This is a genomic window from Arhodomonas sp. KWT2, assembly GCF_041949875.1.
Classification (GTDB): Bacteria; Pseudomonadota; Gammaproteobacteria; order Nitrococcales; family Nitrococcaceae; genus Arhodomonas; species Arhodomonas aquaeolei.
The window spans coordinates 65,630-92,435 of sequence record NZ_JBHFPQ010000029.1; the positions used below are offsets into that span (position 1 = coordinate 65,630).

26 protein-coding genes and 1 other RNA gene are annotated in these 26,806 nt (G+C 70.4%); 4 read left to right on the plus strand and 23 right to left on the minus strand.

Annotation, left to right across the window (positions count from 1 at the left end):
- Window positions 1–15: 15 nt before the first annotated feature.
- From ftsA to rsmI, 17 genes are all read right to left on the minus strand, one after another.
- A complete protein-coding gene (gene ftsA / locus ACEZHJ_RS03250; protein ID WP_018717667.1) occupies window positions 16–1,263 on the minus strand; it encodes a cell division protein FtsA in 1,248 nt (415 codons plus the stop codon).
- A complete protein-coding gene (locus tag ACEZHJ_RS03255; RefSeq protein ID WP_163138681.1) occupies window positions 1,260–2,045 on the minus strand; it encodes a cell division protein FtsQ/DivIB in 786 nt (261 codons plus the stop codon). The genes ftsA and ACEZHJ_RS03255 overlap by 4 nt, the downstream gene beginning before the upstream one ends.
- Window positions 2,042–2,983 carry a D-alanine--D-alanine ligase gene (locus ACEZHJ_RS03260; RefSeq protein WP_018717665.1) on the minus strand — a complete coding sequence of 314 codons (942 nt, stop codon included), beginning with the start codon at window positions 2,981–2,983 and terminating at the stop codon, window positions 2,042–2,044. Before ACEZHJ_RS03260 ends, ACEZHJ_RS03255 begins: the two co-directional genes overlap by 4 nt.
- Window positions 2,976–3,869 (minus strand): UDP-N-acetylmuramate dehydrogenase, encoded by an 894-nt coding sequence (murB, locus tag ACEZHJ_RS03265; RefSeq protein ID WP_375036231.1) that lies wholly within the window; start codon window positions 3,867–3,869, stop codon window positions 2,976–2,978. Before murB ends, ACEZHJ_RS03260 begins: the two co-directional genes overlap by 8 nt.
- Entirely contained in the window at window positions 3,866–5,314 is a 1,449-nt protein-coding gene (gene murC, locus ACEZHJ_RS03270) for a UDP-N-acetylmuramate--L-alanine ligase (protein ID WP_018717663.1), read from the minus strand. The genes murB and murC overlap by 4 nt, the downstream gene beginning before the upstream one ends.
- Window positions 5,311–6,387 carry an undecaprenyldiphospho-muramoylpentapeptide beta-N-acetylglucosaminyltransferase gene (gene murG, locus ACEZHJ_RS03275; protein ID WP_163138680.1) on the minus strand — a complete coding sequence of 359 codons (1,077 nt, stop codon included), beginning with the start codon at window positions 6,385–6,387 and terminating at the stop codon, window positions 5,311–5,313. Before murG ends, murC begins: the two co-directional genes overlap by 4 nt.
- Window positions 6,384–7,574: a putative lipid II flippase FtsW gene (ftsW, locus tag ACEZHJ_RS03280; protein ID WP_018717661.1), complete on the minus strand. Its 1,191-nt coding sequence runs from the start codon at window positions 7,572–7,574 to the stop codon at window positions 6,384–6,386. Before ftsW ends, murG begins: the two co-directional genes overlap by 4 nt.
- A complete protein-coding gene (gene murD / locus ACEZHJ_RS03285) occupies window positions 7,567–8,910 on the minus strand; it encodes a UDP-N-acetylmuramoyl-L-alanine--D-glutamate ligase (RefSeq protein ID WP_018717660.1) in 1,344 nt (447 codons plus the stop codon). The genes ftsW and murD overlap by 8 nt, the downstream gene beginning before the upstream one ends.
- Window positions 8,910–9,992 carry a phospho-N-acetylmuramoyl-pentapeptide-transferase gene (gene mraY, locus ACEZHJ_RS03290; protein WP_026321001.1) on the minus strand — a complete coding sequence of 361 codons (1,083 nt, stop codon included), beginning with the start codon at window positions 9,990–9,992 and terminating at the stop codon, window positions 8,910–8,912. Before mraY ends, murD begins: the two co-directional genes overlap by 1 nt.
- 2 nt (window positions 9,993–9,994) lie before the next feature.
- Window positions 9,995–11,350 (minus strand): UDP-N-acetylmuramoyl-tripeptide--D-alanyl-D-alanine ligase, encoded by a 1,356-nt coding sequence (gene murF / locus ACEZHJ_RS03295; protein WP_018717658.1) that lies wholly within the window; start codon window positions 11,348–11,350, stop codon window positions 9,995–9,997.
- Entirely contained in the window at window positions 11,338–12,837 is a 1,500-nt protein-coding gene (locus ACEZHJ_RS03300; RefSeq protein ID WP_163138679.1) for a UDP-N-acetylmuramoyl-L-alanyl-D-glutamate--2,6-diaminopimelate ligase, read from the minus strand. The genes murF and ACEZHJ_RS03300 overlap by 13 nt, the downstream gene beginning before the upstream one ends.
- Window positions 12,830–14,566 (minus strand): penicillin-binding protein 2, encoded by a 1,737-nt coding sequence (locus ACEZHJ_RS03305; protein ID WP_018717656.1) that lies wholly within the window; start codon window positions 14,564–14,566, stop codon window positions 12,830–12,832. Before ACEZHJ_RS03305 ends, ACEZHJ_RS03300 begins: the two co-directional genes overlap by 8 nt.
- Window positions 14,563–14,856 (minus strand): cell division protein FtsL, encoded by a 294-nt coding sequence (gene ftsL / locus ACEZHJ_RS03310; protein ID WP_018717655.1) that lies wholly within the window; start codon window positions 14,854–14,856, stop codon window positions 14,563–14,565. The genes ACEZHJ_RS03305 and ftsL overlap by 4 nt, the downstream gene beginning before the upstream one ends.
- Entirely contained in the window at window positions 14,853–15,806 is a 954-nt protein-coding gene (gene rsmH / locus ACEZHJ_RS03315; protein WP_018717654.1) for a 16S rRNA (cytosine(1402)-N(4))-methyltransferase RsmH, read from the minus strand. The genes ftsL and rsmH overlap by 4 nt, the downstream gene beginning before the upstream one ends.
- Window positions 15,803–16,255, minus strand: a complete 453-nt coding sequence (mraZ, locus tag ACEZHJ_RS03320; protein WP_018717653.1) for a division/cell wall cluster transcriptional repressor MraZ — start codon at window positions 16,253–16,255, stop codon at window positions 15,803–15,805. Before mraZ ends, rsmH begins: the two co-directional genes overlap by 4 nt.
- A gap of 328 nt (window positions 16,256–16,583) precedes the next feature.
- Window positions 16,584–16,934: RNase P RNA component class A (gene rnpB, locus ACEZHJ_RS03325), an RNA gene on the minus strand.
- A gap of 20 nt (window positions 16,935–16,954) precedes the next feature.
- Window positions 16,955–17,866, minus strand: coding sequence for a 16S rRNA (cytidine(1402)-2'-O)-methyltransferase (rsmI, locus tag ACEZHJ_RS03330; RefSeq protein ID WP_018717652.1), 912 nt, complete (start codon window positions 17,864–17,866; stop codon window positions 16,955–16,957).
- A gap of 59 nt (window positions 17,867–17,925) precedes the next feature.
- Here rsmI and ACEZHJ_RS03335 point away from each other — a divergent pair, with 59 nt between their 5' ends.
- Genes ACEZHJ_RS03335 through ACEZHJ_RS03345 form a run of 3 tightly spaced genes read left to right on the plus strand, consistent with a single transcriptional unit; the run spans window position 17,926 to window position 20,866 of the window.
- Window positions 17,926–19,890: a penicillin-binding protein activator gene (locus ACEZHJ_RS03335; RefSeq protein WP_018717651.1), complete on the plus strand. Its 1,965-nt coding sequence runs from the start codon at window positions 17,926–17,928 to the stop codon at window positions 19,888–19,890.
- Window positions 19,887–20,252 carry a YraN family protein gene (locus ACEZHJ_RS03340; RefSeq protein WP_018717650.1) on the plus strand — a complete coding sequence of 122 codons (366 nt, stop codon included), beginning with the start codon at window positions 19,887–19,889 and terminating at the stop codon, window positions 20,250–20,252. The genes ACEZHJ_RS03335 and ACEZHJ_RS03340 overlap by 4 nt, the downstream gene beginning before the upstream one ends.
- Before the next feature lie 23 nt (window positions 20,253–20,275).
- Complete coding sequence (locus ACEZHJ_RS03345) at window positions 20,276–20,866, plus strand: phosphoheptose isomerase (protein ID WP_018717649.1); 591 nt, start codon at window positions 20,276–20,278, stop codon at window positions 20,864–20,866.
- Window positions 20,867–20,909: 43 nt separating this feature from the next.
- On the opposite strand, the gene ACEZHJ_RS03350 is transcribed toward ACEZHJ_RS03345, so the two are convergent.
- The 6 genes from ACEZHJ_RS03350 to ACEZHJ_RS03375 all read right to left on the minus strand — a co-directional run bounded on the left by ACEZHJ_RS03350 (window position 20,910) and on the right by ACEZHJ_RS03375 (window position 25,566).
- The gene (locus tag ACEZHJ_RS03350) at window positions 20,910–21,329 is read right to left on the minus strand and encodes a ClpXP protease specificity-enhancing factor (protein ID WP_018717648.1); all 420 of its coding nucleotides are present in this window, start codon (window positions 21,327–21,329) and stop codon (window positions 20,910–20,912) included.
- 23 nt (window positions 21,330–21,352) lie between these two features.
- A complete protein-coding gene (locus ACEZHJ_RS03355) occupies window positions 21,353–21,985 on the minus strand; it encodes a glutathione S-transferase N-terminal domain-containing protein (RefSeq protein WP_026320999.1) in 633 nt (210 codons plus the stop codon).
- Window positions 21,986–22,026: 41 nt separating this feature from the next.
- The gene (locus ACEZHJ_RS03360) at window positions 22,027–22,758 is read right to left on the minus strand and encodes a cytochrome c1 (RefSeq protein ID WP_018717646.1); all 732 of its coding nucleotides are present in this window, start codon (window positions 22,756–22,758) and stop codon (window positions 22,027–22,029) included.
- Window positions 22,758–24,008, minus strand: a complete 1,251-nt coding sequence (locus ACEZHJ_RS03365) for a cytochrome bc complex cytochrome b subunit (RefSeq protein ID WP_018717645.1) — start codon at window positions 24,006–24,008, stop codon at window positions 22,758–22,760. The genes ACEZHJ_RS03360 and ACEZHJ_RS03365 overlap by 1 nt, the downstream gene beginning before the upstream one ends.
- The gene (gene petA / locus ACEZHJ_RS03370) at window positions 24,008–24,604 is read right to left on the minus strand and encodes a ubiquinol-cytochrome c reductase iron-sulfur subunit (RefSeq protein ID WP_026320998.1); all 597 of its coding nucleotides are present in this window, start codon (window positions 24,602–24,604) and stop codon (window positions 24,008–24,010) included. Before petA ends, ACEZHJ_RS03365 begins: the two co-directional genes overlap by 1 nt.
- Before the next feature lie 206 nt (window positions 24,605–24,810).
- On the minus strand, window positions 24,811–25,566 hold the full coding sequence (locus tag ACEZHJ_RS03375; protein ID WP_018717643.1) for a Nif3-like dinuclear metal center hexameric protein: 756 nt from the start codon (window positions 25,564–25,566) through the stop codon (window positions 24,811–24,813).
- A gap of 73 nt (window positions 25,567–25,639) precedes the next feature.
- Here ACEZHJ_RS03375 and ACEZHJ_RS03380 point away from each other — a divergent pair, with 73 nt between their 5' ends.
- Window positions 25,640–26,788, plus strand: a complete 1,149-nt coding sequence (locus tag ACEZHJ_RS03380; RefSeq protein ID WP_018717642.1) for a trypsin-like peptidase domain-containing protein — start codon at window positions 25,640–25,642, stop codon at window positions 26,786–26,788.
- Window positions 26,789–26,806: the final 18 nt, after the last annotated feature.

The following is a 26,806-nucleotide window of genomic DNA, read 5'->3' on the forward strand; positions in this document are numbered from 1 at the left end:
TCTACCCGTGCCTCGTCAAAGGTTCCCCTGGAACCACCCCTTCATACGCGTCCACAGCTGGTTGAATGCGCCACCCTCCGCCGTCTCGTCGGCGGGGAGTCCGTGCCCGGCGTGGCGCTGCCGGCTGCCGAACAGCAGCAACCCCGTCCCCGTTGCATGGATGGGATTGCGCACGACGTCCGTCAGGCCCGTGACGCCCTGGGGCAGCCCCAGGCGCACCGGCATGTGGAAAACTTCCTCCGCGAGCTCGACGGCACCCTCCATCTTCGAGCTCCCGCCGGTGAGCACGACGCCCGCGGCCATGAGGTCCTCGAAACCGCTGCGCCGCAGCTCGTTCTGCACCAGCGTCATCAGCTCCTCATAGCGGGGCTCGATCACCTCCGCGAGGGTCTGGCGCGAGAGCCGCCGCGGCGGCCGGTCGCCCACCGAGGGGACCTCGATGGTCTCCTCGGGGCTGGCAAGCTGGGAGAGCGCGCAGGCGTACTTCACCTTGATCTCCTCGGCGTGCTGCGTGGGGGTACGCAGCGCCACGGCGATGTCGTTGGTGACCTGGTCGCCGGCGATCGGGATCACCGCGGTGTGCCGGATCGCGCCCTCGGTGAACACGGCGATGTCAGTGGTGCCACCGCCGATGTCGACCAGGCACACGCCGAGCTCCTTCTCGTCCTCGGTGAGCACCGCCTGCGCGGAGGCGAGCTGCTCGAGGATGATGTCGTCGACGTCCAGCCCACAGCGGCGCACGCACTTGACGATGTTCTGCGCCGCGCTGACCGCGCCCGTCACCATGTGGACCTTCGCCTCCAGGCGCACCCCGGACATGCCCACGGGCTCACGGATGCCCTCCTGGCTGTCGATGATGAATTCCTGGGGCAGGATGTGGATGATGCGCTGGTCCGCCGGGATGGCGACCGCGCGGGCAGCGTCGATGACGCGGTCCACGTCCCCCTGGGAGACCTCGCGATCCCGGATGGCGACGATCCCGTGGGAGTTCAGGGAGCGCACGTGGGAGCCCGCGATGCCGGCGTAGACCGAGTGGATCTCGCAGCCGGCCATCAGCTCGGCCTCCTCCACCGCGCGCTGGATGGACTGCACGGTGGACTCGATGTTGACCACCACGCCCTTCTTCATCCCCCGCGAGGGATGCGAGCCGATGCCCACGACCTCCAGCTCGCCGGTATCCTTGAGCGCACCGACGATGGCGACCACCTTCGAGGTGCCCACGTCCAGGCCCACCAGCAGATTGCTGTCCTGCTTGCGACTCATCGCTTGGAATCCCCTCCGGTTGTCGGTTCCGAGGCCGGCGGTCCCCATTCCACCGCCAGGCCGTTCGGGTAGCGCAGGTCCACGGCGGCAATGGCGCGGTCACCGGCGCGGCGTTGCACCGCCGGCCACGCTGCGAGCAGCCGCTGCAGGCGCTCGTCGAAGTCGTCCCGCCCGAAACGCAGGCGCATGCCGTTGTCCAGCCGCGCGACCCAGGCGCGGCGCTTGTCCAGGGTCAGGGCCACCGGCCGGCCCAGCTCGCCCAGGGCCTCGCGCAGCTGCTCGAAGCGCGCCCACACCAGCGACGCGCTACCCGCCGGCCCGCCGAGCTGCGGCAGTCCCTCGGGACGCTGCGGCGGAGTGAAACGCTCCCCCTTGGCGGAGAGCACGCCACGCTCGCCCCAGGCGGCGATGGGCTCGTGCTCCTGCACGCGGATCCGCAGCCCGGTGGGCCAGACCCGCCAGACCGCGGCGCTGGCGACCCACGGCAGGGCGGTTACCGCGTCGCGGATGGCGTCCAGGTCCACGAACAGCAGACCGTCACCCAGGTGCGGCGCCACGGCGGCACGCAGGTCCGCGTCCGCCACGTGGGCCAAGTCGCCCTCCAGACGCACCGCCTGGACGGGAAACGGGTCACTGCGGCGCAGGTGCGACCAGAACAGCGACGCGCCGGCGGCGACCATCACGGCCAGCACCGCACCGACGAGCCATCGCGTCGGTGTCCGCCGCCGGCCGGCGCCGCCGTCGACGCCGACCGGAGCGTTCATGCCCATGACCGCGCTCATCGCTCCCCGCCCCTCGCGCGGCTGGTGGCAAGGATCCGCCAGACCAGCTCACCCATGTCCAGCCCGGCCACCCGCGCCGCCGCGGGTACCAGGGAGTGGTCGGTCATGCCCGGCACGGTGTTGACCTCGAGCAGCCAGAACCGCCCGTCGCCGTCGCGCATCAGGTCCACGCGCCCCCAGCCTTCGGCTCCCGTCGCCTCGAAGGCGGACAGCGCCAGTTCGCCCAGGGCCCGCTCGGTGTCCGCCGGCAGACCGCAGGGGCAGTGCATGCGGGTATCCTCGGCGACATACTTGGCGTCGAAGTCGTAGAATCCGCGGGCCGACTCGATACGGATCGCCGGCAGGCACTCGCCGTCGAGGACCGCGACGGTGTATTCCTCGCCGGTGATCCAGCGCTCGGCGAACACCGCGGTGTCGTAGTCCGCGGCCCGGATCCAGGCCGCCTCCAGACCGTCGCGCTCGCCCACCCGGGACATGCCCAGGCTCGAGCCCTCGTTCGCCGGCTTGACCATCAGCGGCAGGCCCAGCTCGTCGACCACGCCGTCCCAGTCGGTGGCGTGGCCGAGCATGCGGAACGGCGGCGTCGCCAGGTCCAGGCCGCGCCAGATGAGCTTGGTGCGCAGCTTGTCCATCGCCACCGCCGAGCCGAGCACCCCACTACCCGTGTAGGGGATACCCAGGGTCTCGAGGGCGCCCTGAATGGCACCGTCCTCGCCGCCGCGCCCGTGCAGCGCGACCAGGGCGCGGTCGAAGCCGAGCAGGTCCGGCAGTGCCCGGTCGCGCGGGTCGAAGGCATGGGCATCGACGCCGCGGCCGCGCAGCGCCTCCAGGATCGCCGCCCCACTCTTGAGCGAGATATCGCGCTCGGCGGACCAGCCGCCCATGAGCACGGCCACCCGGCCCGCATCGGCGGCGCTCTGCCACGTATGCTCAGTCATGACGCGCCTCCTCCCCGATGATGCGTACCTCCGGCTGCAGCGAGACACCGAAGCGCTCGCGCACGCACGCGGCGACATGACCGATCAGCGTTTCTATGTCCGCCGCGGTGGCCTCGCCGGTGTTGATGATGAAGTTCGCGTGTTTGTCGCTGACCCGCGCACCGCCGATGGCATGGCCCTTCAGGCCCGCCGCCTCGATCAGCCGCGCGGCGTGATCCCCGGGCGGGTTGCGGAACACCGAGCCGCAGCTCGCCTGCCCCATGGGTTGGCGCGCCGCGCGCTCGGCGAGAAGCTCGCGCACCCGATCGGCGAGCGCGGCGTTGTCGCCCCCTGGGGCGAATGCGAGACGCGCCCCCAGGAACCACTCGCCCGTCGGACCGGCCACACTGCGGTATCCGATCTCGAACTCCGAGCACGCCCGCCAGCGCCGCCCGCCGGCGTGGTCGACGGTCTCGACCTCGAGCACATGGGCCCAGGTCTCGCCGCCCCACGCCCCGGCATTCATGGTCAGCGCGCCACCGAGCATCCCCGGGATGCCCGCAAAGAACTCCGCACCCACCAGCCCTGCCCGCCCGCAGGCCCGGGCGAGCTTGGCACAGGGCACCCCGGCCCCGGCCGTTACCTCGCCGGAGGCCTCCACATCCAGCCCCGCCAGCCCGCGGCCGGCCTGGATGACGACACCCGGCAGCCCACCGTCGCGGACCAGCAGGTTGCTGCCGAGCCCCACCCAGTGCACCGGCGTGTCCGCCGGCAGCGCGGCGAGGAAACGGCACAGGTCGTCCGCATCCGCCGGGCGGTAGAGCCGCTCCGCCGGCCCCCCGACCCGCCACGAGGTATGCCGGGCCATGGGCTCGTCGTGCAGGAGCTGGCCGGCCGTGCGGGTCATGCGCGCTCCTCCCCGTCACCGAACCGGGCGACCAGCGCCGGCGCGACGCCGCCGATGCTGCCCGCACCCAGGGTGATCAGCAGGTCGCCGTCCCGGACCACGTCCGGGACCAGCGCACCCAGCTCCTCGACATCCGCGGCGAACACCGGGTTCACCTGGCCCCGGGCACGCACGGCCCGGCACAGCGAGGCGCCGTCGACACCGGGCAGCGGCGCCTCGCCGGCGGCGTAGACCTCGCTGATCAGCAGCGCGTCCGCCTCCGAGAGCGCCCGCGCGAACTCGTCGAACAGCTCCTGGGTACGGCTGTAGCGGTGCGGCTGGAACGCCACCACCAGTCGCCGCCCGGGCCAGCCCTCACGCACCGCGTGGATCACCGCGGCGATCTCCCGCGGGTGATGGGCATAGTCGTCCACCAGCAGCGCGCGGCCGCCGGGCAGCGCCAGCTCACCGTAGACCTGGAAACGCCGGCCGATGCCCTGGAAGTGCGCCAGCGCCCGCTGCATCGCCTCCTGCGGGATCTCCAGCTCGGCGGCGATGGCGATCGCCGCCAGCGCGTTCTGGGCGTTATGCCGGCCGGGCAGGTTGAGCGTAACCTCGAAGGGCTCGCCGTCCTCCACGGTGACCGTGAAGCGCGTGGCGATGCCGTCCTGACGGATATCGGTGGCGCGCACGTCGGCGTCCTCGGCGAAGCCGTAGGTCCGTACCGGGCAGGTCACCCGGTCCACGAGCTCGCGCACCTGCGGGTCGTCGATGCACATCACCGCCAGTCCGTAGAAGGGCAGGTGGTGCAGGAACTCCAGGAACGTCCCGCGCAGGCGCTGGAAATCGCCCTCGTAGGTGCCGAGATGGTCGGCGTCGACATTGGTCACCGCCGCGATCATCGGCTTGAGGTAGAGGAACGAGGCGTCGCTCTCGTCCGCCTCCGCCACCAGGTAGCGCCCGGCGCCGAGACGGGCGTGACTGGCCGCGCTGTTGAGCCGGCCACCGATGACGAAGGTCGGGTCCTGGCCACCCTCGGCGAGGATGCTCGCCACCAGGCTGGTGGTCGTGGTCTTGCCGTGGGTGCCGGCAACCGCGATCCCGAAGCGGAAACGCATCAGCTCGGCGAGCATCTCCGCGCGGGGCACCACCGGCAGCCGACGGCGCCGCGCCGCCTGCACCTCCGGGTTGTCCTCGCCCACCGCGGAGCTGATCACCACCGCGTCCGCGGCGGCGACGTGACCGGCGTCGTGACCGATGTAGACCGTCACCCCGAGACCGGCCAGCCGGCGCGTGATCGCATTCTCGCGCAGATCCGAGCCGGTGACCGTATAGCCGAGGTTGCACAGCACCTCGGCGATGCCGCCCATACCGGCGCCACCGATACCCACGAAATGCAGGTGTCGCACCCGGCCCATCGCGCCCGGCGCGTTCGGGTCCATGGCACCCTGCGGCATATCGCTCATGCCCCTACCTCCAGACAGACATCCGCCACCGCGCGCGCCGCATCCGGCCGGCCCTTCTCCCGGGCCCGGACGGCCATGGCGCGAAGACGATCGCGGTCGCCAAGCAGTTCCGAGAGCACCCGCTCCAGCGCCCCCCGCGCGAGCTCCGGCTCGCGCAGCATGAAGGCCGCCCCCGCGTCCACCAGGAACGCCGCATTCGCCGCCTGGTGGTCGTCCACCGCGTACGGATACGGCACCAGCACCGCCGCGCAGCCCGCCGCAGCGAGCTCCGCGACCGTGAGCGCACCGGCGCGGCAGATCACCAGGTCCGCCCAGGCGTAGGCGGCGGCCATGTCCTCGATGAACGGCATGACCTCGGCGTCCACTTCCGCCTGCTCGTAGGCCTGGCGGGCGACCGCGAGGGTGCGTTCGCCGGCCTGGTGCCGGACCTCAGGGCGCACCCCGCCCGGCAGGCCCGCAAGCACGCGGGGCACGGTCTCGTTGAGGGCCCGGGCACCGAGGCTGCCGCCGAGCACCAGCACCCGCACCGGTCCCTCGCGGCCGGCGAGACGCTCCTGCGGCGGCGCCACCGCGGCGACCGCGGCGCGTACCGGGTTGCCCACGAAGCGCGCAGCCGGCGCCCCCGGGAACGGACGGTCGAAACCGGTGAGCACCTGCGCCGCCATCCGGGCGAGGCGCTGGTTGGTCATGCCGGCGACGGCGTTCTGCTCATGGATGATCAGCGGCCGGCGCAGGAGCCAGGCGGCGATCGCCCCCGGCCCGCTGGCATAGCCGCCCATGCCGAGTACCGCGCGCGGCGAGCGCCGCCGCACCGCGGCGAGCGCCTGGAGCAGCGCCCGCAGGAGCATCCATGGCGCGGTCAGCGTGTCCCGCAGGCCGCGGCCGCGCAGCGCGCGCACGGTCACCGGCTCGAAGGGGATGCCAGCATTGCCGGCCACCCGCGCCTCCAGCCCGTGGGGCGTGCCCATCCACACCACCGGAACATCCGCCTCGCGCAAGGCCTCCGCCACCGCCAGGGCCGGGAACACGTGGCCGCCGGTACCGCCGGCGGTGATGATCACGGGCGCCGTCATGCCGCGACCCTCCCCGGCTCGTCCGTGGCCGCGGCCGCCGCGGCCCGACGCTCCCAGTCGACCCGGAGCACGAGCCCCACAGCGGCGAGGGTGACGACCAGGCTGCTCCCGCCATAGCTCATCAGCGGCAGGGTCAGGCCCTTGGTCGGCAGCAGGCCGAGGTTCACGCCCATGTTGATGAACGCCTGCGCCCCCAGCCAGAAGCCGACGCCCCAGCATACGTACGCGCCGAACGGCCGGCCCTCGTTGAACGCAGCCACGCCGATGCGCAGGATGCGCCAGACCATGAACGTGAACAGCGCCACCACCGCCGTCACGCCGAGGACGCCGAGCTCCTCGGCGAGCACGGAGAAGAGGAAGTCCGTGTGCGCCTCGGGCAGATAGAACAGCTTCTGCACGCTGTTGCCGAGCCCCACCCCGAACCAGCCGCCGCGGCCCACCGCGATGAGCGCCTGGGTGAGCTGGAAACCGCTGTCGAACGGGTCCGCCCAGGGGTTGAGAAAGCCGGTCAGTCGCTCCCAGCGGTACGGCGAGCTGACGATCAGCCCGGCCGCGGCAATGACGCCCAGGGCGGCCAGCAGCAGCATGCGGGACAGCGGCGCCCCGCCCAGGAACAGCACCACCGCACCGGTGGCGAGGATCACCGCGGCGCCGCCGAAATCCGGCTCCATGAGCAGCAGGCCCGCCACCAGCGCCAGGATCGCCACCGGCACCAGGAATCCGCTGAAGCGTGTGCGCAGTGCCTCGCCCCGGCGTACCACATAGCCGGCGAGATAGATCAGCACCCCGAGCTTGGCGACTTCGGAGACCTGCAGGTTGACCACACCGAGGGGCAGCCAGCGCACCGCGCCGTTGACCTCGCGGCCGACCCCGGGCAGCAGCACGACGACCAGCAGCAGCAGGCTCACGCCGAGCAGCCCCGGTCCGGCCGCCTCCAGGTCGGTGGTGCGGACCAGCATCAGCCCGAGGGTGACGACGATCACCCCCATGACGGTAAAGAACCCCTGGCGATAGAACAGCGAGAGGGCGGCCCCGGTCTCGCGCTCGGCCACGGCCATGGATGCCGAGGCGACCATGACCAGACCGAAAACCAGCAGCACCCCCACCGTCGCCACCAGCGGCCAGTCCAGCGCGGCCGGGATATCCCGCCCCTGCGGCGTGAATCGGGCCAGGGCGCGCTCAATCATGGCTCAGCCCCTCCACGCACGCCTGGAACGCACGTCCGCGCTCGGCATAGTCCGTGAACATGTCCTGGCTGGCGCACGCCGGGCTCAGGACCACCGCGTCCCCGGGACGGCTCAGTGCCGCCGCCCGGTGCACGGCCCCGTCCATATCCACCGCGGTCTCCACGGGGCAGACATCCGCCAGCACCGCCGCGATCGCCGCCGCATCGGTGCCGATGAGCACCGCAGCGCGAACCCGGCCGCGCAGGGCCGCCGCCAGCGGTGCGAAATCCTGGTCCTTCCCCTGACCGCCGGCGATGAGCACCAGCGGCTGCGCGATCCCGGAGACGGCGGAGACCGTGGCACCGACATTGGTGCCCTTGGAATCGTCGTAGTAGTCACGACCGGCCACGTGGGCGATGTGCGCCATGCGGTGCGGCAGCCCGCGGTAACGCGACAGGGCGCGGGCCATCGCCGCCCAGGCCAGGCCGATGGCGTCACCCAGCGCCAGCGCGGCCAGGGCGTTGGCACGGTTGTGCGTGCCCGGCAGCGCCAGCGCCTCCACCGGTGCGCACGGGCTGTGGCCGCGGGTGAAACGGCCGTCGGCAATCCCCCAGTCACAGCCCTGCGGCCGCCCCGTGGTAAAGCCCACGGAGTGCGGACCGTGGGCCATGGCGGCGACCACCCGATCGTCGCGGTTGATCACGGCGGTCGCCGCGCGCTCGTAGATCCGCGCCTTGGTGGCCGCGTAGTCGCCCAGCCCGTCGTAGCGGTCCATGTGATCGGCGCTGACGTTGAGTACCACCGATGCCGCCGGCGCCAGGCTGGTGACGGTCTCGAGCTGGAAACTGGAGAGCTCGAGGACGTAATAGTTCGGGACCGGACGCTCGAGCAGTGCCAGCGCCGCAGGCCCCAGGTTTCCGCCCGCCGCGGCATTCAGCCCCGCCTCCTGGATCATCGCGGCGACGAGCGTGGTTACCGTGCTCTTGCCGTTGGAACCGGTGACAGCGATCACCGGGGCCTCGGCCGCGCGGGCGAACAGCTCGATCTCGCCGATCACCTCCACGCCGGCGGCCCGGGCAGCGGCGATCGCCGGCACCCTGGGATCGACCCCGGGGCTCAGGACCACGGTGTCGCCCCCCCGCAGCAGCGCGGCATCGAGGTCACCGACGGCCTGGATGATCTCCGGGTGCTCGTCACGCAGCCGGGCCGCATACGGCGGCTCGGCACGTGTATCCGTTACCGCCACCCGCCAGCCCTGGCGCCGGAGATGGCGCGCACAGGCGTAGCCGGTCTCGCCGAGGCCGACCACCGTCGCGCGGCGCGCGTTCTCCGGGTTGTGGTCCTTTATTGCCATCATCAGCGCAGCTTCAGTGTTGCCAGACCGATGAGCACGAGCACGACCGTGATGATCCAGAACCGCACGATGACCCGCGGCTCCGGCCAGCCCTTGAGCTCGAAGTGGTGATGCAACGGCGCCATGCGGAAGATCCTCCGCCCGGTAAGCCGGTACGAGGCCACCTGCAGCATCACCGAGACCGTCTCGACGACGAACACGCCGCCCATGATGAACAGCACCAGCTCCTGGCGGACGACCACCGCGATGGTGCCCAGGGCCGCCCCCAGCGCAAGCGCGCCGACGTCGCCCATGAACACCTGCGCCGGGTACGTGTTGAACCAGAGAAAGCCCAGCCCCGCCCCCACCAGGGCACCGCAGAACACCACGACCTCGCCGACGCCGTGGATGAACGGGATGCCGAGGTAGGTGGCGAAGTTGGCATGGCCGGTGGCGTAGGCGAAAACGCCCAGTGCGCCGCCCACGAGCACGCTGGGCAGGATCGCGAGGCCGTCGAGGCCATCGGTGAGGTTGACCGCATTGGAGCTGCCCACGATCACGAAATACGCCAGCGGCAGAAACAGCCAGCCCAGCGGCAGCACGACGCTCTTGAAGAAGGGCACGATCAGCGAGGTCTCCACCGGCGTCTGCGCGCTGGTGAACAGCACCAGCGCGGCCACCAGGCCGACCGCGGACTGCGCCAGGTACTTCGCCCGGGCGGACAGGCCGTGGCTGCTGCCGCGGGTGAGCTTGAGCCAGTCGTCGGCGCCGCCGATGACGCCGAACGCCAGGGTGACCAGCAGTACCATCCACACGAAGCGGTTGGTGAGGTCGCTCCACAGCACCGTGGCCACGGCGATCCCCACCAGGATCAGCGCACCGCCCATGGTGGGTGTGCCTGCCTTGGAGAGATGGGTCTGGGGGCCGTCCTCGCGGACGTACTGCCCGATCTGGTAACGCACCAGACGGCGGATCAGGACCGGGCCGACGAGCAGCGCAATACCGAGCGCGGTGAGCGTGCCGAGGATGGCCCTGAACGTGAGGTACTGGAACACGTTGAAGCCGCTGTAGAAGCCCTCGAGCCAGTTCGCCAGTGCCAGCAGCATGGTCACGCCCCCCCTGCGATGCCGTAGCGCTGCCTCAGCGCCTCGCAGACGCGCTCCATCGCCGCGGAGCGCGACCCCTTCACGAGCACACGCACGCCGGCGCGCCAGTCGCGGGCCATGGTGTCGACCAGCGCAGCGACGTCATCGAAGGACCCGCCGCCCTCGCCGAACGCCGCCGCGGCCTCCGCGGCCAGCGGCCCGAGGGCGAACACCCGCTCGATACCCGCCCGGCGCATGGCTTCGCCGGCCTCGGCGTGCAGCCGCCCGGCCGACTCGCCGAGCTCGCCCATGTCGCCGAGCACCACCCAGGCCGGCGGTGTCTGCGCGAGCACCTCGACCGCGGCGCCCAGCGACCGGGGGTTGGCGTTGTAGCTGTCGTCAATGAGGATCACACCGCCCTGCAGGACCTCCTCGCTCCAGCGCCCCGGCACCGACGCCATGCGCTCGAGCCCCGGCACGATCCAGGCCGGCGAGGCGCCGGCGGCGAGCGCGGTCGCGGCCGCCGCCGCCGCGTTGAGCCGGTTGTGCGCACCGGGCAGCGGCAGGCGCACCCGCAGGTGCTCGCCGCCGGGCAGGACCAGGATCGTGGTGCCGTCCGCCTCCGCGGTGGCACGAATGTCAGCATCCCCTCGAGTTCCGAACATCACGCTGCGTCGTCCGTCCGCCAGTTGCCGCCAAAGCGGCGCATAATCGTCGTCGGCATTGATCACCGCAACCCCGTCACGCGCGATCCCGGCAAACAGTTCACCCTTTGCCCGGGCCACGCCGGCGATGTCTCCGAACCCCGACAGGTGCGCCGGCCCGGCATTGGTCACCACCCCCACGTCCGGCGCGGCGAGCGCCGCCAGCCGGGCGATGTCCCCGGGGGCATTGGCCCCCATCTCGATCACCGCGTAGCGGTGCCCGGCGTTGAGCCGGCACAGCGTCAGCGGCACGCCCAGGTCGTTGTTGAGGTTGCCGCGGGTGGCGAGCGTCTCCGCCCCCTGCGAGAGGATCGCGGCGATCATCTCCTTGACCGTGGTCTTGCCGTTGGAGCCGGTCACACCGATCACGGTCGCCGGCGCCTGGGCCCGCACCCGGGCACCGAGGCGCGCCAGCGTGGCGGCCGGATCCTCGACCACCCACTGCGGCAGCGGGTCGTCCACCACCCGGGCCACCAGCGCGGCGGCGGCGCCCGCGGCCCGGGCAGAAGCGATGAAATCGTGGCCGTCGACGTGGCGCCCCGGCAGCGCCACGAACAGCGTGCCCTCGCCGGCGATGCGGGAATCGATGACCACGCCGGTGACGATGGCGTCGGCGCCGCGGTGGCGCCCCTCACCGAGGGCCACCACGAGCTGCGAGAGCTTCACCGGCTCCATGGGCCCTCCCCGGCGGCCAGCGCCGCCTCGACCGCCTCGCGGTCGCTGAAGGCACGTACCTCATCACCCACGATCTGGTAGGCCTCGTGCCCCTTGCCGGCCACCAGCACGACGTCGCCGGCGTGTGCACCGGCCACCGCCGTGCGGATGGCCTCGCCACGGTCCGGGATGGCCCGGGCCGCGTCCGGGGCCGGCAAACCGGCACGGATCGCGTCTATGATCGACTCCGGGGGCTCGCCCCGGGGATTGTCGCTGGTGAGGATCACGTGGTCGGCGAGACCGGCTGCCGCCCGGCCCATCGGCGCACGCTTGCCGGTATCCCGGTCACCGCCGCAGCCGAACACGCACCACAGCGCCCCCGCGCAGTGCTGCCGGGAGGCGGCGAGGGCGGCCTCCAGCGCCGCGGGGGTGTGGGCGTAGTCGACGATGACCAGCGGCCGGTCACCGCCGCCGAGCGCCTGCATGCGGCCCGGGACCGGCCGGCAGGCGGCGAGCGTCGCAGCGATCGATCCGGCAGGTTCGCCCAGGGCCAGCAGCACCCCGGCCGTGGCCAGGAGATTGGCGACGTTGAACAGCCCGAAGACCGGGACCGCCACGTCGACGGCATCGCCGTCGATATCCAGGGTGAACGCCAGCCCCTCGTCACCGGCATGCACCCCGCGGGCCCGGATTCGGGCGCCAGGCGCATCAGCGAGGCTGTAACCGATCACCGCCGCCCCGGTACGCGCCGCCATATCCCGGCCGAAGGCATCGTCGAGGTTGAGCACGGCGGCCGCCGGCTCCGTGTCCAGGAACAGCCGCGCCTTGGCAGCGGCATAGGCCGCGTCGCTGCCGTGATAGTCGAGATGGTCACGGCTCAGATTGGTGAGCACCGCCACCTCGAAATCGAGGCCCTGCGTACGGTCCTGGTCAAGGGCATGGGAGGAGACCTCCATGGCGACCCCCTCGACCCCGTCGTCGACGAGCGCGGCGAGGCGGCGCTGCAGACCCACCACATCCGGCGTGGTATGGCGCGTCTCCCGCAGTGCACCAGGCCGGCCCCAGCCGAGCGTGCCGATGCTCGCCCAGGGGTGACCGGCCCGGTCCAGGGCAGCGGCGACAAACTGGGTGGTGGAGGTCTTGCCGTCGGTACCGGTCACTCCCACCAGGCGCAACCGCCGACCGGGCCCGCCAAAGAACCGCGCCGCGAGCATGCCGATACTCCCGCCGAGTCCGGGCACCGCGATCGCGGCCACCCCGGCCCGTTCGCAGCGCTCCAGCACGGCGTAGGCGTCCGGCGCGCCCTCCGGGTCCCACAGCACCGCCGCGGGCTTGCGCGCCAGCGCGTCCTCCAGGTGCGCGAGGCCATGCCCGCCGGCGCCCCGCACCGCGAGGAACACGCCGCCTTCAGCCACCTCGCGGCTATCCAGGGCGAGGTCAGTCAGCGCGAGCGCCGGGGCGTCGATCCCCAGGGGCGCGAGCAGTCCGTCCAGGCGCCGCTCAGTCATGGCCGCGCCCTCCCGCGATCATCAGCGGCCCGAGGCCGCCGTCCTCGTCCGGCGGAATGTTGTACAGCCGCAGCGCCTGGGACATGACCTCGCGGAACACCGGAGCGGAGACGGTACCACCGTAGTAGCTGTCGCCCTTGGGCTCGCGCACCACCACGACGCACACGAAGCGTGGATCGCTCGCCGGGACGATGCCGGCGAACAGCGCGAGGTAGTCGTCGTCGGAATAGCCTCCGGCCACCGCCTGCTTGGAGGTGCCGGTCTTGCCCGCAACCCGGTAGCCGCTGATGTCGGCGCGCTCGGCGGTACCCTCGGGCGTGACCACCCCCTCGAGCATGTGCAGGACGCTGTCCGCGGTCTTCTCGCTCATCACCCGCTTCGCCGGCTCCTGGGAGCCGCCGCGCAGGAACGAGATCATCGGCATCCGCCCGTCGTTGGCGAAGGCCGTGTAGGCGTGGGCGATCTGCAGCGGCGTCGCCGACAGGCCGTAACCGAAGGCAAGCGTCGCCCGCTCGAAATGGCTGTCCGGTGGCACCGGTGCGAGGTGGCCCCCGGCCTCGCCGGGATAGCCGCTGGCGGTGGAACGCCCGAAACCGGCGGCGTCGACCATCCGCCAGATGCGGCCGCGCTCAAGCGACAGGGCAATCTTGGTGACACCAACGTTGCTGGATTTCTGGAGGACCGTGGCGACGTCGATGGCGCCATAGTTGTGGACGTCCTGCACCGTGTTGCCGCCCACCATCATCCAGCCGGGATCGGCATTGATGGGCGTGCCCGGCTCGAACTTGCCCGTCTCCAGCGCGGCGGCGACGGCGAACGGCTTCATCGTGGAGCCCGGTTCCACCACGTCGGTGACCGCACGATTGCGGTAGAGGGGCCCACGCAGCTGGCTGCGGTCGTTGGGGTTGAAGCCCGGCTGACTGGCCATGGCGAGCACTTCGCCGCTGCGCGCATCGAGCACCACGATCGAGCCGCTCCTGGCCTGGAAGCGCTGCACTGTCGACTTCAGAGAGCGGTAGGCGATGTACTGCAGGCGGCGGTCCAGACTCAGGGCCAGGTCCTTGCCGGGCTCGGGCTCACGCAGCTGCTCGATGTCCTCGATCACGCGCCCGAGGCGGTCACGCATGACCCGCTTGGCTCCGGACTGACCCGACAGCCAGGAATCGTACGCCCGCTCCAGGCCGGTCTGGCCGCGGTCGTCGATGTCGGTGAAACCGAGCACGTGACCGCTGACCTCGCCGGTGGGGTAAAAACGCTGGTACTCGCGCCGCAGCGAGACCCCCGGGATGCGCAGATCCATGACCTGCTCGCCGAGCGCCGGCGGAATGTGCCGGCGGATGTAGACGAACTCGCGGCCACGCTGCGCCTCCGCCTCCAGGCGCCGGCGCAGCTTCGCGGGATCGAGGCCGAGTGGCCTGGCGAGCTCGTCGAGGCGGTCCACGGCAGGCAACAGCGCGGAGGGATCGGCCCAGACCGAATCCACCGGCGAGCTGATCGCCAACGGCTCGCCGAAGCGGTCGGTGATCATGCCGCGGTGCGCCGGCACGGTATTCACACGCACATGGCGGGCATGCCCCTGCCCCTCGAGGAAGGCACGCTCGACCACCTGGATCTCCACCGCCCGCGCCACCAGCACGAAGGCGAGCAGACCCAGCACACCGGCGACGGCTACGAGCCGCCAGCGCCCGGAGCCGCGTGTGCTGTCTGTCCTGTGCGGCGTACCGCTCAATGCGTTGCCTCCCCGGCCACGCGCGTCGCGCGGATAATGACGATGTCGTCGCGCTCCGGCATCCGCATGCCGAGGCGTTCGCGGGCGATGCGCTCGATACGCCCGTGAGTCGCCACGGTGCCCTGTTCGATGCGCAGCCGACCCCATTCGACGTTCAGCGTGTCGCGCTCGCGCTGCAGCTCCTGCAGCGCCACGAACGCCTTGCGGCTCTCGTGGGTGCTGTACACCACCGCCACCGCGCTCGCGGCCACCGCCAGGATCAGCACACCGATCGCCCAGCCCGACCTCACGGCAAGCGCTCCGCACAACGCATCACCGCGCTGCGTGCGCGGCGGTTGTCACCGAGCTCGGCCTCGTCGGCACGGACCGCCCGGCCGATGCGGCGCAGCCACGGCTCGAGCTCCGGCGGCGCCTGGGCGACCCCCGGGGGGAGCTCGCCCACCCGGCTGGCGTCGCGGATGAAACGCTTGACCCGCCGATCCTCCAGCGAATGGAAACTGATCACCACCAGCCGGCCTCCCGGGGCCAGGAGCCGGCGGACGGCAGCCAAGCCAGCATCCAGGGCACCGAGCTCGTCGTTGACCGCGATACGCAGAGCCTGGAATGTGCGTGTCGCCGGGTGCTTGTGGCGTTCATGGCGCGGCACCGCCGCCCCCACCAGCTCGGCGAAGGCGGCGGTGCGCGCCGGCAGCGTCCCCGCGTCGCGATGGCGCACGATCGTCGCGGCGATACGCCGGGCGAAACGCTCCTCGCCGTACTCGCGCAGCACGCGAACGATCTCGCGTTCCGGCGCCTCCATCAGCCACTCCCGGGCGGTCGGCCCGGCCCCGGTGTTCATTCGCATGTCCAGCGGGCCGTCGTGCTGGAAACTGAACCCCCGCTCCGGCTCATCGAGCTGGGGCGAGGACACCCCGAGGTCCAGCAGCAGACCGTCCACCGCGCCCCCCAGACCCTCCTCGTCGGCAAGCTCGGCAAGCCGCGCGAACGAGGTGTGGCGGATCCGGCAGCGCGGGTCGTCACCGAAGCGGGTGCGCGCGGCCTCGATCGCGGCCGGGTCCTGGTCCAGCAGCCACAGCCGCCCCCCCGGGCCAAGTCGCGCGAGCAGCTCGGCACTGTGCCCGCCGCGCCCGAAGGTCGCGTCGATATAGGTGCCGTCCCCCCGCACCGCCATCGCCTCGACGGCGGCGTCCCGCAACACCGGGCGGTGTGCGTCGTCACGGGGGGTTGCCTCGGCGGTCACAGCGACAGGGCCTCCAGTTCCTCGGGCAGATCCTCCTCCTCGGAGGCCTCGGCGAGCCATTCGTCACGACGGCGCAGCCATTCATCCTCGTCCCAGAGCTCGAACTTGTTGCCCTGGCCGATCAGCACGGTCCGCTTATCGAGCCCGGCGAACTCGCGCAGCGGCGGCGGCACCAGGATTCGGCCGTTGCCGTCCAGCTGACAGTCCGTGGCATGGCCGATGAGCAGCCGCTGCAGCCGGCGTGCGGTGCGGTTGAGCGCGGGGAGCTCCACAAGCTTGCGTTCGATGGTCTCCCACTCGGGCATCGGGTAGACGAGCAGACAGTGATCGCGGTCCACGGTCAGTACCAGCTCACCGTCACAAAGGGACTGCAGCCGCTCGCGGTAACGGCTGGGGAACGCCATCCGGCCCTTCGCATCAAGATTGATATGGGCGACACCGCGAAACACTCGCTACCCCTTTTCGGCCCGGGAGTTCCATTTCCCACCACTTTCTCCCACTTAGCGACACACTATAGGCACCCCCTATCGCACCGTCAAGGAGCGACGCGCGCGTTTTTCCCTTCCACTCAGGAACTTACGAAAGAAGCCACAGGGCGCACGACAGACGGTCGGGAAGCACCGAAAACCGGCGCTGAAACATGCCACTAGGAACGAAAAGGAGAGTCGACACTAAAGTGTTCGACGGAGTGCCGCGGAATAGCAGGAAAAAGAAGGCCACGACCGCAACGCCGATACCTCCGGGGACACCCCGGAAGCACCGTCATGCGGGGGAAAAGTGGGGAGCCGGCCTGTAAGCCGGGTTCTGTCGGGGACGATCATTCCTCTGGGATGTGCGTCACCGCACACCTCAAGCGACCTACCCGGGAGCCGTGCGGGCCACACGTACGCCCCCCTATTTGGTCTTGCTCCGGGTGGGGTTTACCGTGCCGCGGCATGTTGCCACCCGCGCGGTGCGCTCTTACCGCACCTTTTCACCCTTACCTGTGCCCCGCACGGGGCCATCGGCGGTGTATTTTCTGTGGCACTTTCCGTCGGCTCACGCCGCCCAGGCGTTACCTGGCACCCTGCCCTGTGGAGCCCGGACTTTCCTCCACGTCGAAGACGCAGCGACCATCCGGCCGACTCCCCGGCGCAAGGATACCAGATTCACCCGTCCTCCCGGGCGAGGCGCCGATAGAATGTATTGGCACTCCCACCGGTAAGCCGGGCGAGCAGCCGTGCCGCCCGGCGCGGCGGCATCTCCCCCGCGAGTTCATCGATCAGCGCATCCACCGTCACGGTGTCCGCAACGGCCTGAGCCTCGACACCGCGGACCATGAGCACGAACTCGCCACGCCGCTGGTTCGCGTCCGCCGCGACCCACGCGGCCAGCTCATCCAGGGTGGCGAGCCGGACCGTCTCGAAGCGCTTGGTGAGCTCCCGCGCCAGGCAGGCCTCCCTGTCGCCGCCGAACGACGCCGCCATCGCCTCCAGCGACGCCGCGATACGGTGGCCGGACTCCAGCATCACCACGGTGCGCGCCTCCGCGGCCAAAGCCTGGAGGCGCCGGGCACGCTGCTGCGCCTTCGCCGGCAGGAACCCCTCGTAGACGAAACGGTCACTGGGCAGACCGGCGACCGACAGCGCCGCAATCACACTGCACGCCCCCGGCACCGGCGTGACCGCGTAGCCCTGGTGACGCAGCTCGCGCACCAGGCGGTAACCCGGGTCGCTGATCAGCGGGGTGCCGGCATCGCTGACCAACGCCACGTCCTCGCCCGCGGCCAGGGCCGCGACCACCCGTTCCACCCGGACGGCCTCGTTGTGCTCGTGGAGGCTGAGCAGCGGACGGCGTATACCAAGATGACTGAGCAGCGCGGCGGTATGACGGGTATCCTCGGCGGCGATACGTCCCACCCCACCGAGAACCGCTACCGCACGGGCGCTGATGTCCTCGAGGTTGCCGATGGGCGTGGCGACGACGAACAGCCGTCCGGGGTTATTTGACACGCTGATTCCACCCTGCGGATACTCATACAGGCGACCGGCGGCGGCCGCCGCCAGGCGCAGTCTAACCATTGCGCCGGCACGGGGCGAGGGATCCGTGCCGCGCGGCACAACCCCAGGACACCCGCACAATGCCCCGGACCACCCCGAGCAGGCTACTGATCGCCGCCGTCCTTGCCGTGCTGCTCCATGGCTGCGCCACCACCCCGACACCGGGGCCGCCGACACCGGCGCCGTCGCCCGCACTCACCGAGGCCGCGCGGCTCGCCGGCGACGGTCGGATGGACGCGGCGGCGGCACGGCTCGAGCAGGCCGCCGGCGAGGCGTCGTCACCGGCACGGGCGAACGCACTGCGCCTGCAGGCGGCCATTCTCTATGCGCGCGCGGGCGACGACGCCACCGCATCCACTCTTCGCGACGATGTGGGCGACGCTGACGCCGGCGAGGCCGGCGCGGGCCTGCGGCTGCTGCTGCGCATGCGCCTGGACGGCGAGACGCTCGCCCCCGCCACGGTGATCCGCCGGCTCACGCCGGTACCGGACGGCCTCGCTCCGCCGGTAGCCGCGGCCTGGCTGGATCAGCGCGCCGAGGCCCGGCGTGCGGGCGGCGAGCCGCTCGCCGCCGCCCGGGATCTCATTCGCGCGCAGGTGCTCTCCGGGCGCACCGACGGTGCCCGCTCGGAACGCATCTGGTCCATACTCCAGCAGATTCCGCCGGACCGCCTCGAGCAGGCGGCAGGCCGCGCGGACAGCGGCGCAGAGGCCGGCTGGTTGTCACTCGCCAACCGTGTGCGTGACGCCGGGGACGACACCGATGCGGTGGCATCCGCGGTATCGTCATGGCATTCACTTTACCCGGATCATCCGGCATCGGACTTCGCCGACCAGCTGGTCGAGCGGCGGCGGGCGGCCCTCGCCCCGCCGAAACGCATCGCGCTGCTGCTGCCGCTGTCCGGCGACCTCGCGGAGGTCGGCAAGGCGATCCGGGACGGCTTCCTGACCGCTTACTACGCCGCGGGGGACGAACGCCCCGCCCTCGACATCCTCGACACCAAAGGCAGCGTCGCCGGCGCCGTCGCCGCCTACCAGCATGCCGGCAACGCCGACATGGTGGTCGGTCCGCTTACCAAGGCCGGCGTGCGCGCGGTGAGCTCGCGCCGCAACGACGACCGACAGGTCCTCACCCTCAATACCGTCGACGGCGAGTCGTCGCCGGAGGGCGTATACCACTTCGGCCTCTCGCCGGAGGACGACGCCCGTACCGCCGCACGCGCCGCCTGGGCCAGCGGCAAGGACCGCGCGGTGGTGCTCGTGCCCACGGGGGAATGGGGATCGCGCGTGGCCGGCGCCTATACCGAGGCGTTCGAGGACCTGGGCGGAAAGATCCTGGAGACTGCCCGTTACCCCGAGGACGAATCGGACTACAGCACGACCCTCCGTCAACTCTTCAACCTCGATGTCAGCGAGCGCCGCTACCGTGAGCTACGCCGGCTGCTGCGGCGGGACATCGAGTTCTCGCCGCGCCGCCGCCAGGATATGCAGGCGGTGTTCATAGGCGCGTTCCCCCGGCAGGCACGGCTGATCATGCCGCAGATCCGCTTCCATCACGGCCTGGGACTGGCGGTGTACGCAACCTCCCACGCCTACCCGCGCACGGCGGACGACGCCGTACGCCAGGACCTCGAGGGCCTTCGGCTGGTGGAGCTGCCCTGGCTGCTGGGCACCCTCGACGACCCCTCTCTGATGGCACTGCACACCAGTGCGGTCGACCAGTGGTCACAGAGCATGGACGCCCTGCCCGGGCTCCTCGCCTTCGGCGTGGACGCCTACCGTGCCATCGGCCTCGTGCGCGGCAGCGCGCGGGCGAGCGGGCTACCCGGCGCGACCGGCACCCTCACGATTGACGACGCGGGGATCGTTCACCGCACGCCCACCCCCGTACGCGTCGCCGCCGGCGGGCTTCGGCCGACCGCCCGGGAGAACATCCAGCGCCGGCCCGGGCCGCTCGATCCGCTGCCGCCGCTCCCGGGCCTTGCCCCGGCGTCCGGAGACGGCCAGGCACCCGCGGTCTGGACGACCCCCGCACCGCGACAATGAGGCCGCGCCGACCCACACGGGAGCGCGGCGCCGATGCCGAGGCACTGGCGCGACGACACCTGGAACGCCAGGGCCTGCGTTTCCGCGCGGCCAACGTTCACTGCCGCGGCGGCGAGCTGGACCTGGTGATGGACGACAACGGCACACTGACCTTCGTCGAGGTGCGCCAGCGCAGCCGCAACGACTTCGGCACCGCGGCGGAGAGCATCACGGCAGGCAAGCGCCGTCGCCTGGTAACGGCGGCGCGGTACTATCTCCACAGCAACGGCGCCGACGACGCCCCGTGCCGCTTCGACGCGGTCACCGTGGACGGCGACGGACGCATCGAATGGCTCCGCGACGCATTCCGCGCGGACGAGTGACGATCAGGCAAACAAGGCAAACGATGGATCTACACGAGCGCGTCTCGCAGCAATTCCACGAGAGCATCCGCACCAAGCAGATGGCGATGGACCGGCTTACCCCGGCCATCATCACCGCCGGCCAGCGCATGGCCGCCGCCCTGCAGGCCGAGCACAAGGTCCTCTCCTGCGGCAACGGCGGCTCCGCCGCAGACGCCCAGCACTTCTCCTCGGAGCTTCTGAACCGCTTCGAAATGGAGCGCCCGGGGCTGCCCGCAATCGCGCTGACCACCGACAGCTCCACCCTCACGTCGGTGGCGAACGACTACAGCTACCGGGACGTCTTCGCCCGCCAGGTCCGGGCACTCGGCCAGCCCGGGGACGTGCTGCTCGCGATCTCGACCAGCGGCAACAGCGACAACGTGGTTGCCGCCGTGGGCGCGGCGCGGGAGCGTGGCGTGCACACCGTGGCCCTGACCGGGCGGGACGGCGGCATTATCGCCGGTCAGCTGGGCGAGGGGGACGTCGAGATCCGGGTGCCGGCCACGGTCACCGCCCGCATCCAGGAGGTGCACCTGCTGGTCATCCACTGCCTGTGCGATCTGATCGACCACACCCTGTTCGGTACGGACTGAACGGGAAGGAAGCGCCGCCGGGGCCGGCGGCGCTGCGGGATCACTACTTCACGACGCGCAGCTGGGGCTTGCGGCCGCCGCCGTCCCCACCGGTGCCGCTACCGTCGCCGTCGCCGCCGCCATCCGGCGGCGGATCGTGATCGTCACCGCCTTCGTCCTCTTCACCGAAGAGCATGCCCTGGCCGTTCTCGCGGGCGTAGATCGCCAGGACCGCGGACACCGGCAGGAATACGTCCCGCGGAGCACCACCGAAGCGGGCATTGAAGCTGATCCACTCGTTACCGAGATCGAGCCCGCGGACCGCCCGGGGCGCGACATTGAGCACAAGCTTGCCCTTGTCCGCATACTCCAGCGGTGCCTCGATACCCGGCACGCTGGTGTCCACGAGGAGATAGGGAGTCAGGCCATTGTCCGCTATCCACTCGTAGAGTGCGCGGACAAGATACGGTCGTTTCGGGGTCATGAGCCCTCGTCGGTCGCAGTCGGCTAAACGGCCTGCATGGCCCGCTCGGCGTCGCTCAGGCTCTTCTGAAACGCCTCGCGGCCGAACAGGCGCTTGGCGTAGGCTTGGATGTGTTCCGCACTCGCCGGAATCTCCACCCCGTAGTGGTGAAGTCGCCAGAGCAGCGGCGCGAGGACGCAGTCCATCATCGACAGCTCCTCGCTGAGGAAGAACGGCAGGCCTGAGCCAAAGACCTCGTCGCTGGCGACGAGGCTTTCGGCCAGGGCCTTGCGGCCCTTCTCCGCGTCCTTCCCGGTGAGCTCGTCGAGCGCATCCAGGCTCTGCACCCAGTCACGCTCGATCCGCGAGATCACGAGCCGCGCCTTCGCCCGCGAAACCGGGTCCACGGGCATCAGCGGCGGATGGGGGAAACGCTCGTCGAGGTATTCCGCGATCACCTTCGTGTCGTAGAGCACGAGATCACGGTCCACCAGGGTCGGCGCCTCCCCGTACGGATTGAGATCCGCGAGGTCCTCGGGGATCGGCGCCCCGGGCTCGACATCGACGATCTCCACCGAGATGCCCTTTTCGGCGAGCACCAGACGGATCCGGTGGCTGTAGATACACGTCGGCCCCGAGAAGAGCGTCATCACCGAGCGTCGACTAACCGCTGCCATCTAGCGCTCCCAGGCCGGCACGCATGCCACACCAGCCATAATCAATGCACGTCCTTCCAGAACTCGCGCTTGAGCAGGTAGGCGAGTGCGGTGAACACCGCGATGAACAGCAGGACCCAGACGCCGAGCCGCTCCCGCTCAGCCTGCACGGGCTCCGCCGCATAGGCGAGGAAATTCGTGATGTCACGGGTGACCTGGTGATATTCCTCCTCGCTGAGCAGCCCGGCCCCCTCGGGGACCTCGACCTCCTTGACGTGCAGCGAACCACCGCTGCCCTCGCCGTAAACCGGCTCCGGCATGCCCTGCAGCTGCCACAGCACGTGCGGCATGGACGCCCCGGGCAGGGTCAGGTTGTTAACCCCGGTATCCGACTCGGGATCACGGTAGAAGGTGTTGAGATAGGTGTATACCCAGTCCGCACCCCGCGCACGCACGGTCAGCGAGAGGTCCGGCGGCGCGGCGCCGAACCAGTTCTTGCCGTCATCGCTGGCCATCGCACTCATCATCTTCGAGTGCACCTGCCCGCCGTCCCAGATCATGGTCTTCTCGACCACGTCCTCGGGGATGTTCAGGTCCTCGGCCATGCGGCTGTAGCGCAGGTACTTCAGGGAATGACAGCCCATGCAGTAGTTCGCGAAGTACTTCGCCCCGCGCTGCAGCGATGCCGTGTTGGAGACGTCGACATCGGGGTTCATCAGGTGCTGCCCGCCTTCCGCGCCGAGAGCGATCCCCGGCAGCAGCGCGATCAGCAGTGCCACGGCAAACTTTCTCATTAGTGCTTCACCCTTGCCGGCACCGGCTTGGTCTTCTCCAAACCGAAGAACGTGTAGACCCACAGGAACACGAAGAACGCGAAGTACATGACCCCGCCGATTCGTGCCCACCCCTTCACGGACAGCCCCATGATCATCATCGACGGGGACTGCAGCCCGAGGTAGCTCAGCACCACGAAGGCGACGGCGAACAGCGCCAGAGCGACCTTGTAGCTGAACCCACGGTAGCGGATCGAACGCACCGGCCCGCGGTCGATCCACGGCAGCACGAACAGGAGGAAGATCGCCGTGCCCATCGCGATGACGCCCATGAGCTTGTCCGGCACCGCGCGCAGGATCGAGTAGAAGGCGGTGAAGTACCACACCGGCGCGATATGCGCGGGGGTCTGAAGCGGGTCCGCCGGCTGGAAGTTCGGCGGCTCGAGGAACAGCCCGCCGAACGACGGCATGAAGAACACCACGGCGGCGAAGAAGAACAGGAACACGCCCACACCGAAGAGGTCCTTGACGGTGTAGTACGGATGGAAGGGAATACCGTCCTTCGGCACGCCGTTGGCGTCCTTGTTCTTCTTGATGTCGACCCCGTCCGGGTTGTTCGAGCCCACCTCGTGCAGCGCGAGGATGTGCGCAACCACCAGGAAGACCAGCACCAGCGGCAGTGCGATCACATGAAGCGCAAAGAAACGGTTCAGCGTGACGCCGGAGATGTTGAAGTCACCCCGGATCCAGGTCATCAACGCGTCGCCTACGCCCGGGATCGCGCCGAACAGGGAAGTGATCACCTGTGCGCCCCAGTAGGACATCTGGCCCCAGGGCAGCAGGTAGCCCATGAAGGCCTCCGCCATGAGCGCCACGTAGATCAGCATGCCGAAGATCCACAGCAGCTCGCGCGGCTTCTTGTACGAGCCGTAGAGCAACGCGCGGAACATGTGCAGGTACACGACCACGAAGAAGGCCGAGGCCCCCGTGGAGTGCATGTAGCGGATAAGCCAGCCCCACTGCACGTCGCGCATGATGTAGAGCACGGAGTCGAAGGCGCCCTCCGCGCTCGGGTTGTAGTTCATGGTCAGCCAGATACCGGTGAGGATCTGGTTGACCAGCACCAGCAGTGCCAGCGAGCCGAAGTAGTACCAGATGTTGAAGTTCTTCGGCGCGTAGTACTTCGACAGGTGGTCTTCCCAGAGCTGGGTCAGGGGGAAACGCCGATCGATCCAGCCCACGAACCCCGTCGTCTTCGTGCCTTCACTCATCAAGCTGCCCCCCCATCCTGATGCTCACCGACGATCAGCTTATTCTCCGCGGGATACCAGTACGGCGGCACCTGGAGGTTCAGCGGTGCCGGCATGCCCGAATAAACGCGCCCGGCGAGGTCGTACTTCGAGCCGTGGCACGGACAGAAGAAGCCGCCGGGCCAGGAAGCCTCGACGCTACCCTCCTCCGGGCGGTACAGCGGGATACAGCCGAGATGGGTGCAGATGGGGATGAGGACCCCGATCTCCGGGCGTATCGACCGGGTGATGTTCTGCGCGTACGGCGGCTGCTGGGAAGGCACCTTGGACTGCGGATCGCTCAACCGCTCGTTGAGCTGCGGCAGCTCATCGACCGCGGCCTCGCTGCGCCGGTATACCCAGATTGGTTTGCCCCGCCAGACAACGGATATGCGCTGCCCGGCCCTGAGCTTGCTGATGTCCACCTCCACCGGCGCTCCAGCGGCCCTGGCCCGCGCGCTGGGTTGCCAGTAGGACAGAAACGGGACAGCCGTCGCCACGACGCCCGCACCGCCCACGACGGTTACAGCGCCGGTGAGGAAGCGGCGTCTGCTCCTATCCGCGCCATCCTGATTCATGCACGTCCCCCTGACGTTGGGTTAAGGCTGGAGATCCAGCGACGCCGCGGTCTGCGCAAACGCGGCGCTCGGCTACAATCGCCCCATCGAAGGCGCCTTAGGATCCAATATCGACCGCGAAGCGTCAAGCGAAAAGGCCAAAGGTTGTTGTTTTTTCCCTTTTTATACAGATTCTTATGGTTCTTTCCAGATCCCCCGCTGGCTGTTCAGACGGGGTTGTCGTCCTCGATATAGCGATGTTCGAGGCCGAACACGTCCGCGAGACGGGCACCCAGGGCCTGCACGCCGTAGCGCTCGGTGGCGTGGTGACCGGCGGCGAAATAGTGGATACCCAGCTCACGGGCCTCGTGGGTGGTCCGCTCCGAGACCTCCCCGCTGATGAAGGCGTCCGCGCCGTGGGCGACGGCCTCGCCCAGGAAGCCCTGGGCCGCACCGGTGCACCAGGCCACCCGCCGCAGCTGCCCGGGTCCCGCCCCCACCTGAAGGGGCGCGCGCCCGGTGACGGTCTCGATACGGGAGGCGAGCGCTTCGGGCCCCGCTTCCGCGGGTGTGCCGAACCAGAGCAGCCCCGGCACGCCGCCGGCCGGCTGTACCGACTCGACCTGCAGGCCGAGACGCTCGCCGAGACAGGCATTGTTGCCGAGCTCGCCGTGGGCATCCAGCGGCAGGTGATAGGCGAGCAGCGAGATACCCGCGGTCATCAGCCGGCGCACCCGCTCCCCCTTCATTCCGGTCAGCGCCGCCGGCTCCCCCTTCCAGAAATAGCCGTGATGCACCAGTAGCGCGTCCGCGCCGGCGGCCTCGGCCTCCTCGATCACGTCCCGCGTGGCCGTGACCGCCGAGACGAGGCGGCGCACCGGCCGGGTGCCCTCGACTTGCAGCCCGTTGGGTGCATAGTCACGGAAATCCGCGCTCGCGAGCAGCTCGTCACAGTAACGAACGAGCTCCGGAATCTGTACCATAATGCCTCCCGTCACCGCGCAGACGGCCATGGTAGCGCGGCTGCCGGGTCCGGGCACACCAGGAGATATCGCTATGCCAGGCAGCCGCATCGGCCGCTTCGTACTGCGCTACGTCGTCGTCGGCGTCCTCGCCGCGCTGGCGGCGGTATGGCTCGCCCCCGAGGTGTTCACACCGCCGGCACCGGTCGTGCGGGTCAGCGAGGCCCCGTCGGCGGACGGCTCCGCGCCCACGCCGCCGCGCCCGGCGTCATACGCCGACGCCGTGGAGCGCGCCGCACCCGCAGTCGTCAACGTCTATACCACCCGCGCACCAGAGCAGCGCCACCACCCGTTCTTCGACGACCCGCAGCTGCGGCGGTTCTTCGGCGCCCCCAAGGAACAGCGCCCGGAGCGCTCGCTGGGCTCCGGCGTCATCGTCAGCCCCGACGGCTACGTGCTGACCAATGAGCATGTGGTCCGCGACGCCGACGCCATCGAGGTCCTGCTCAGCGACGGACGCGCGGCAACCGCCGAGGTGGTGGGCAGCGACCCGGACACCGATCTCGCCGTACTCGACGTCGGCCTCGGAGAACTCCCCCACGCCACCTTCGGTGACTCGACGGCGCTGCGGGTGGGCGACATCGTCCTCGCCGTGGGCAACCCGTTCGGAGTCGGCCAGACCGTGACCCAGGGGATCGTCAGCGCCACCGGCCGGGACCACCTGGGGCTGGCGACCTTCGAGAACTTCATACAGACCGACGCGGCAATCAACCCGGGCAACTCCGGCGGCGCACTGATCAACGCCGCAGGCGAGCTGGTGGGGATCAACACCGCGATCTACAGCCGCTCCGGCGGTTCCATGGGCATCGGCTTCGCCATCCCGGTGAGCCTCGCCCGCGGCGTGATGCGCGAGCTCATTGAACAGGGGCATGTCACCCGCGGCTGGATCGGCGTGCAGGTCCAGCCGATGACGCCGCCGCTGGCGGATACGCTGTCACTGCCGGACGTCGGCGGGGTACTGATTGCCGGGGTGCTCCGCGGCGGCCCTGCGCACGAGGCCGGCATCCAGCCCGGGGACGTCATCCTCTCCATCGATGAACACCCGGTGGACGGACCGACCCAGCTGCTCAACCGTATCAGCGGACTGAGCCCGGGCAGCGAGGCCGTTGTCGCCGGGATCGGCCGGGACGGGCGCTTCAACCGGCGCGTGACCATCGGCCGGCGCCCGACGGGCGGGGGCTGAACGCGCCCCGCCGCCGGA

Coding starts and splice junctions, on each gene's coding strand:
- ACEZHJ_RS03345 (WP_018717649.1), top strand. CDS start 20,276: ATGGATCTACACGAGCGCGTCTCGCAGCAATTCCACGAGAGCATCCGC.
- ACEZHJ_RS03350 (WP_018717648.1), bottom strand. CDS start 21,329: ATGACCCCGAAACGACCGTATCTTGTCCGCGCACTCTACGAGTGGATA.
- ACEZHJ_RS03255 (WP_163138681.1), bottom strand. CDS start 2,045: ATGAGCGCGGTCATGGGCATGAACGCTCCGGTCGGCGTCGACGGCGGC.
- murC (WP_018717663.1), bottom strand. CDS start 5,314: ATGAGCGATATGCCGCAGGGTGCCATGGACCCGAACGCGCCGGGCGCG.
- mraY (WP_026321001.1), bottom strand. CDS start 9,992: ATGCTGCTGGCACTGGCGAACTGGCTCGAGGGCTTCTACAGCGGCTTC.
- murF (WP_018717658.1), bottom strand. CDS start 11,350: ATGGAGCCGGTGAAGCTCTCGCAGCTCGTGGTGGCCCTCGGTGAGGGG.
- rsmI (WP_018717652.1), bottom strand. CDS start 17,866: ATGGTTAGACTGCGCCTGGCGGCGGCCGCCGCCGGTCGCCTGTATGAG.
- ACEZHJ_RS03355 (WP_026320999.1), bottom strand. CDS start 21,985: ATGGCAGCGGTTAGTCGACGCTCGGTGATGACGCTCTTCTCGGGGCCG.
- petA (WP_026320998.1), bottom strand. CDS start 24,604: ATGAATCAGGATGGCGCGGATAGGAGCAGACGCCGCTTCCTCACCGGC.
- ftsW (WP_018717661.1), bottom strand. CDS start 7,574: ATGATTGAGCGCGCCCTGGCCCGATTCACGCCGCAGGGGCGGGATATC.
- ACEZHJ_RS03300 (WP_163138679.1), bottom strand. CDS start 12,837: ATGACTGAGCGGCGCCTGGACGGACTGCTCGCGCCCCTGGGGATCGAC.
- murB (WP_375036231.1), bottom strand. CDS start 3,869: ATGACCCGCACGGCCGGCCAGCTCCTGCACGACGAGCCCATGGCCCGG.
- ACEZHJ_RS03375 (WP_018717643.1), bottom strand. CDS start 25,566: ATGGTACAGATTCCGGAGCTCGTTCGTTACTGTGACGAGCTGCTCGCG.
- ACEZHJ_RS03260 (WP_018717665.1), bottom strand. CDS start 2,983: ATGACTGAGCATACGTGGCAGAGCGCCGCCGATGCGGGCCGGGTGGCC.
- ACEZHJ_RS03380 (WP_018717642.1), top strand. CDS start 25,640: ATGCCAGGCAGCCGCATCGGCCGCTTCGTACTGCGCTACGTCGTCGTC.
- ACEZHJ_RS03335 (WP_018717651.1), top strand. CDS start 17,926: ATGCCCCGGACCACCCCGAGCAGGCTACTGATCGCCGCCGTCCTTGCC.
- ACEZHJ_RS03365 (WP_018717645.1), bottom strand. CDS start 24,008: ATGAGTGAAGGCACGAAGACGACGGGGTTCGTGGGCTGGATCGATCGG.
- murG (WP_163138680.1), bottom strand. CDS start 6,387: ATGACGGCGCCCGTGATCATCACCGCCGGCGGTACCGGCGGCCACGTG.
- ACEZHJ_RS03360 (WP_018717646.1), bottom strand. CDS start 22,758: ATGAGAAAGTTTGCCGTGGCACTGCTGATCGCGCTGCTGCCGGGGATC.
- ftsA (WP_018717667.1), bottom strand. CDS start 1,263: ATGAGTCGCAAGCAGGACAGCAATCTGCTGGTGGGCCTGGACGTGGGC.
- ACEZHJ_RS03340 (WP_018717650.1), top strand. CDS start 19,887: ATGAGGCCGCGCCGACCCACACGGGAGCGCGGCGCCGATGCCGAGGCA.
- murD (WP_018717660.1), bottom strand. CDS start 8,910: ATGATGGCAATAAAGGACCACAACCCGGAGAACGCGCGCCGCGCGACG.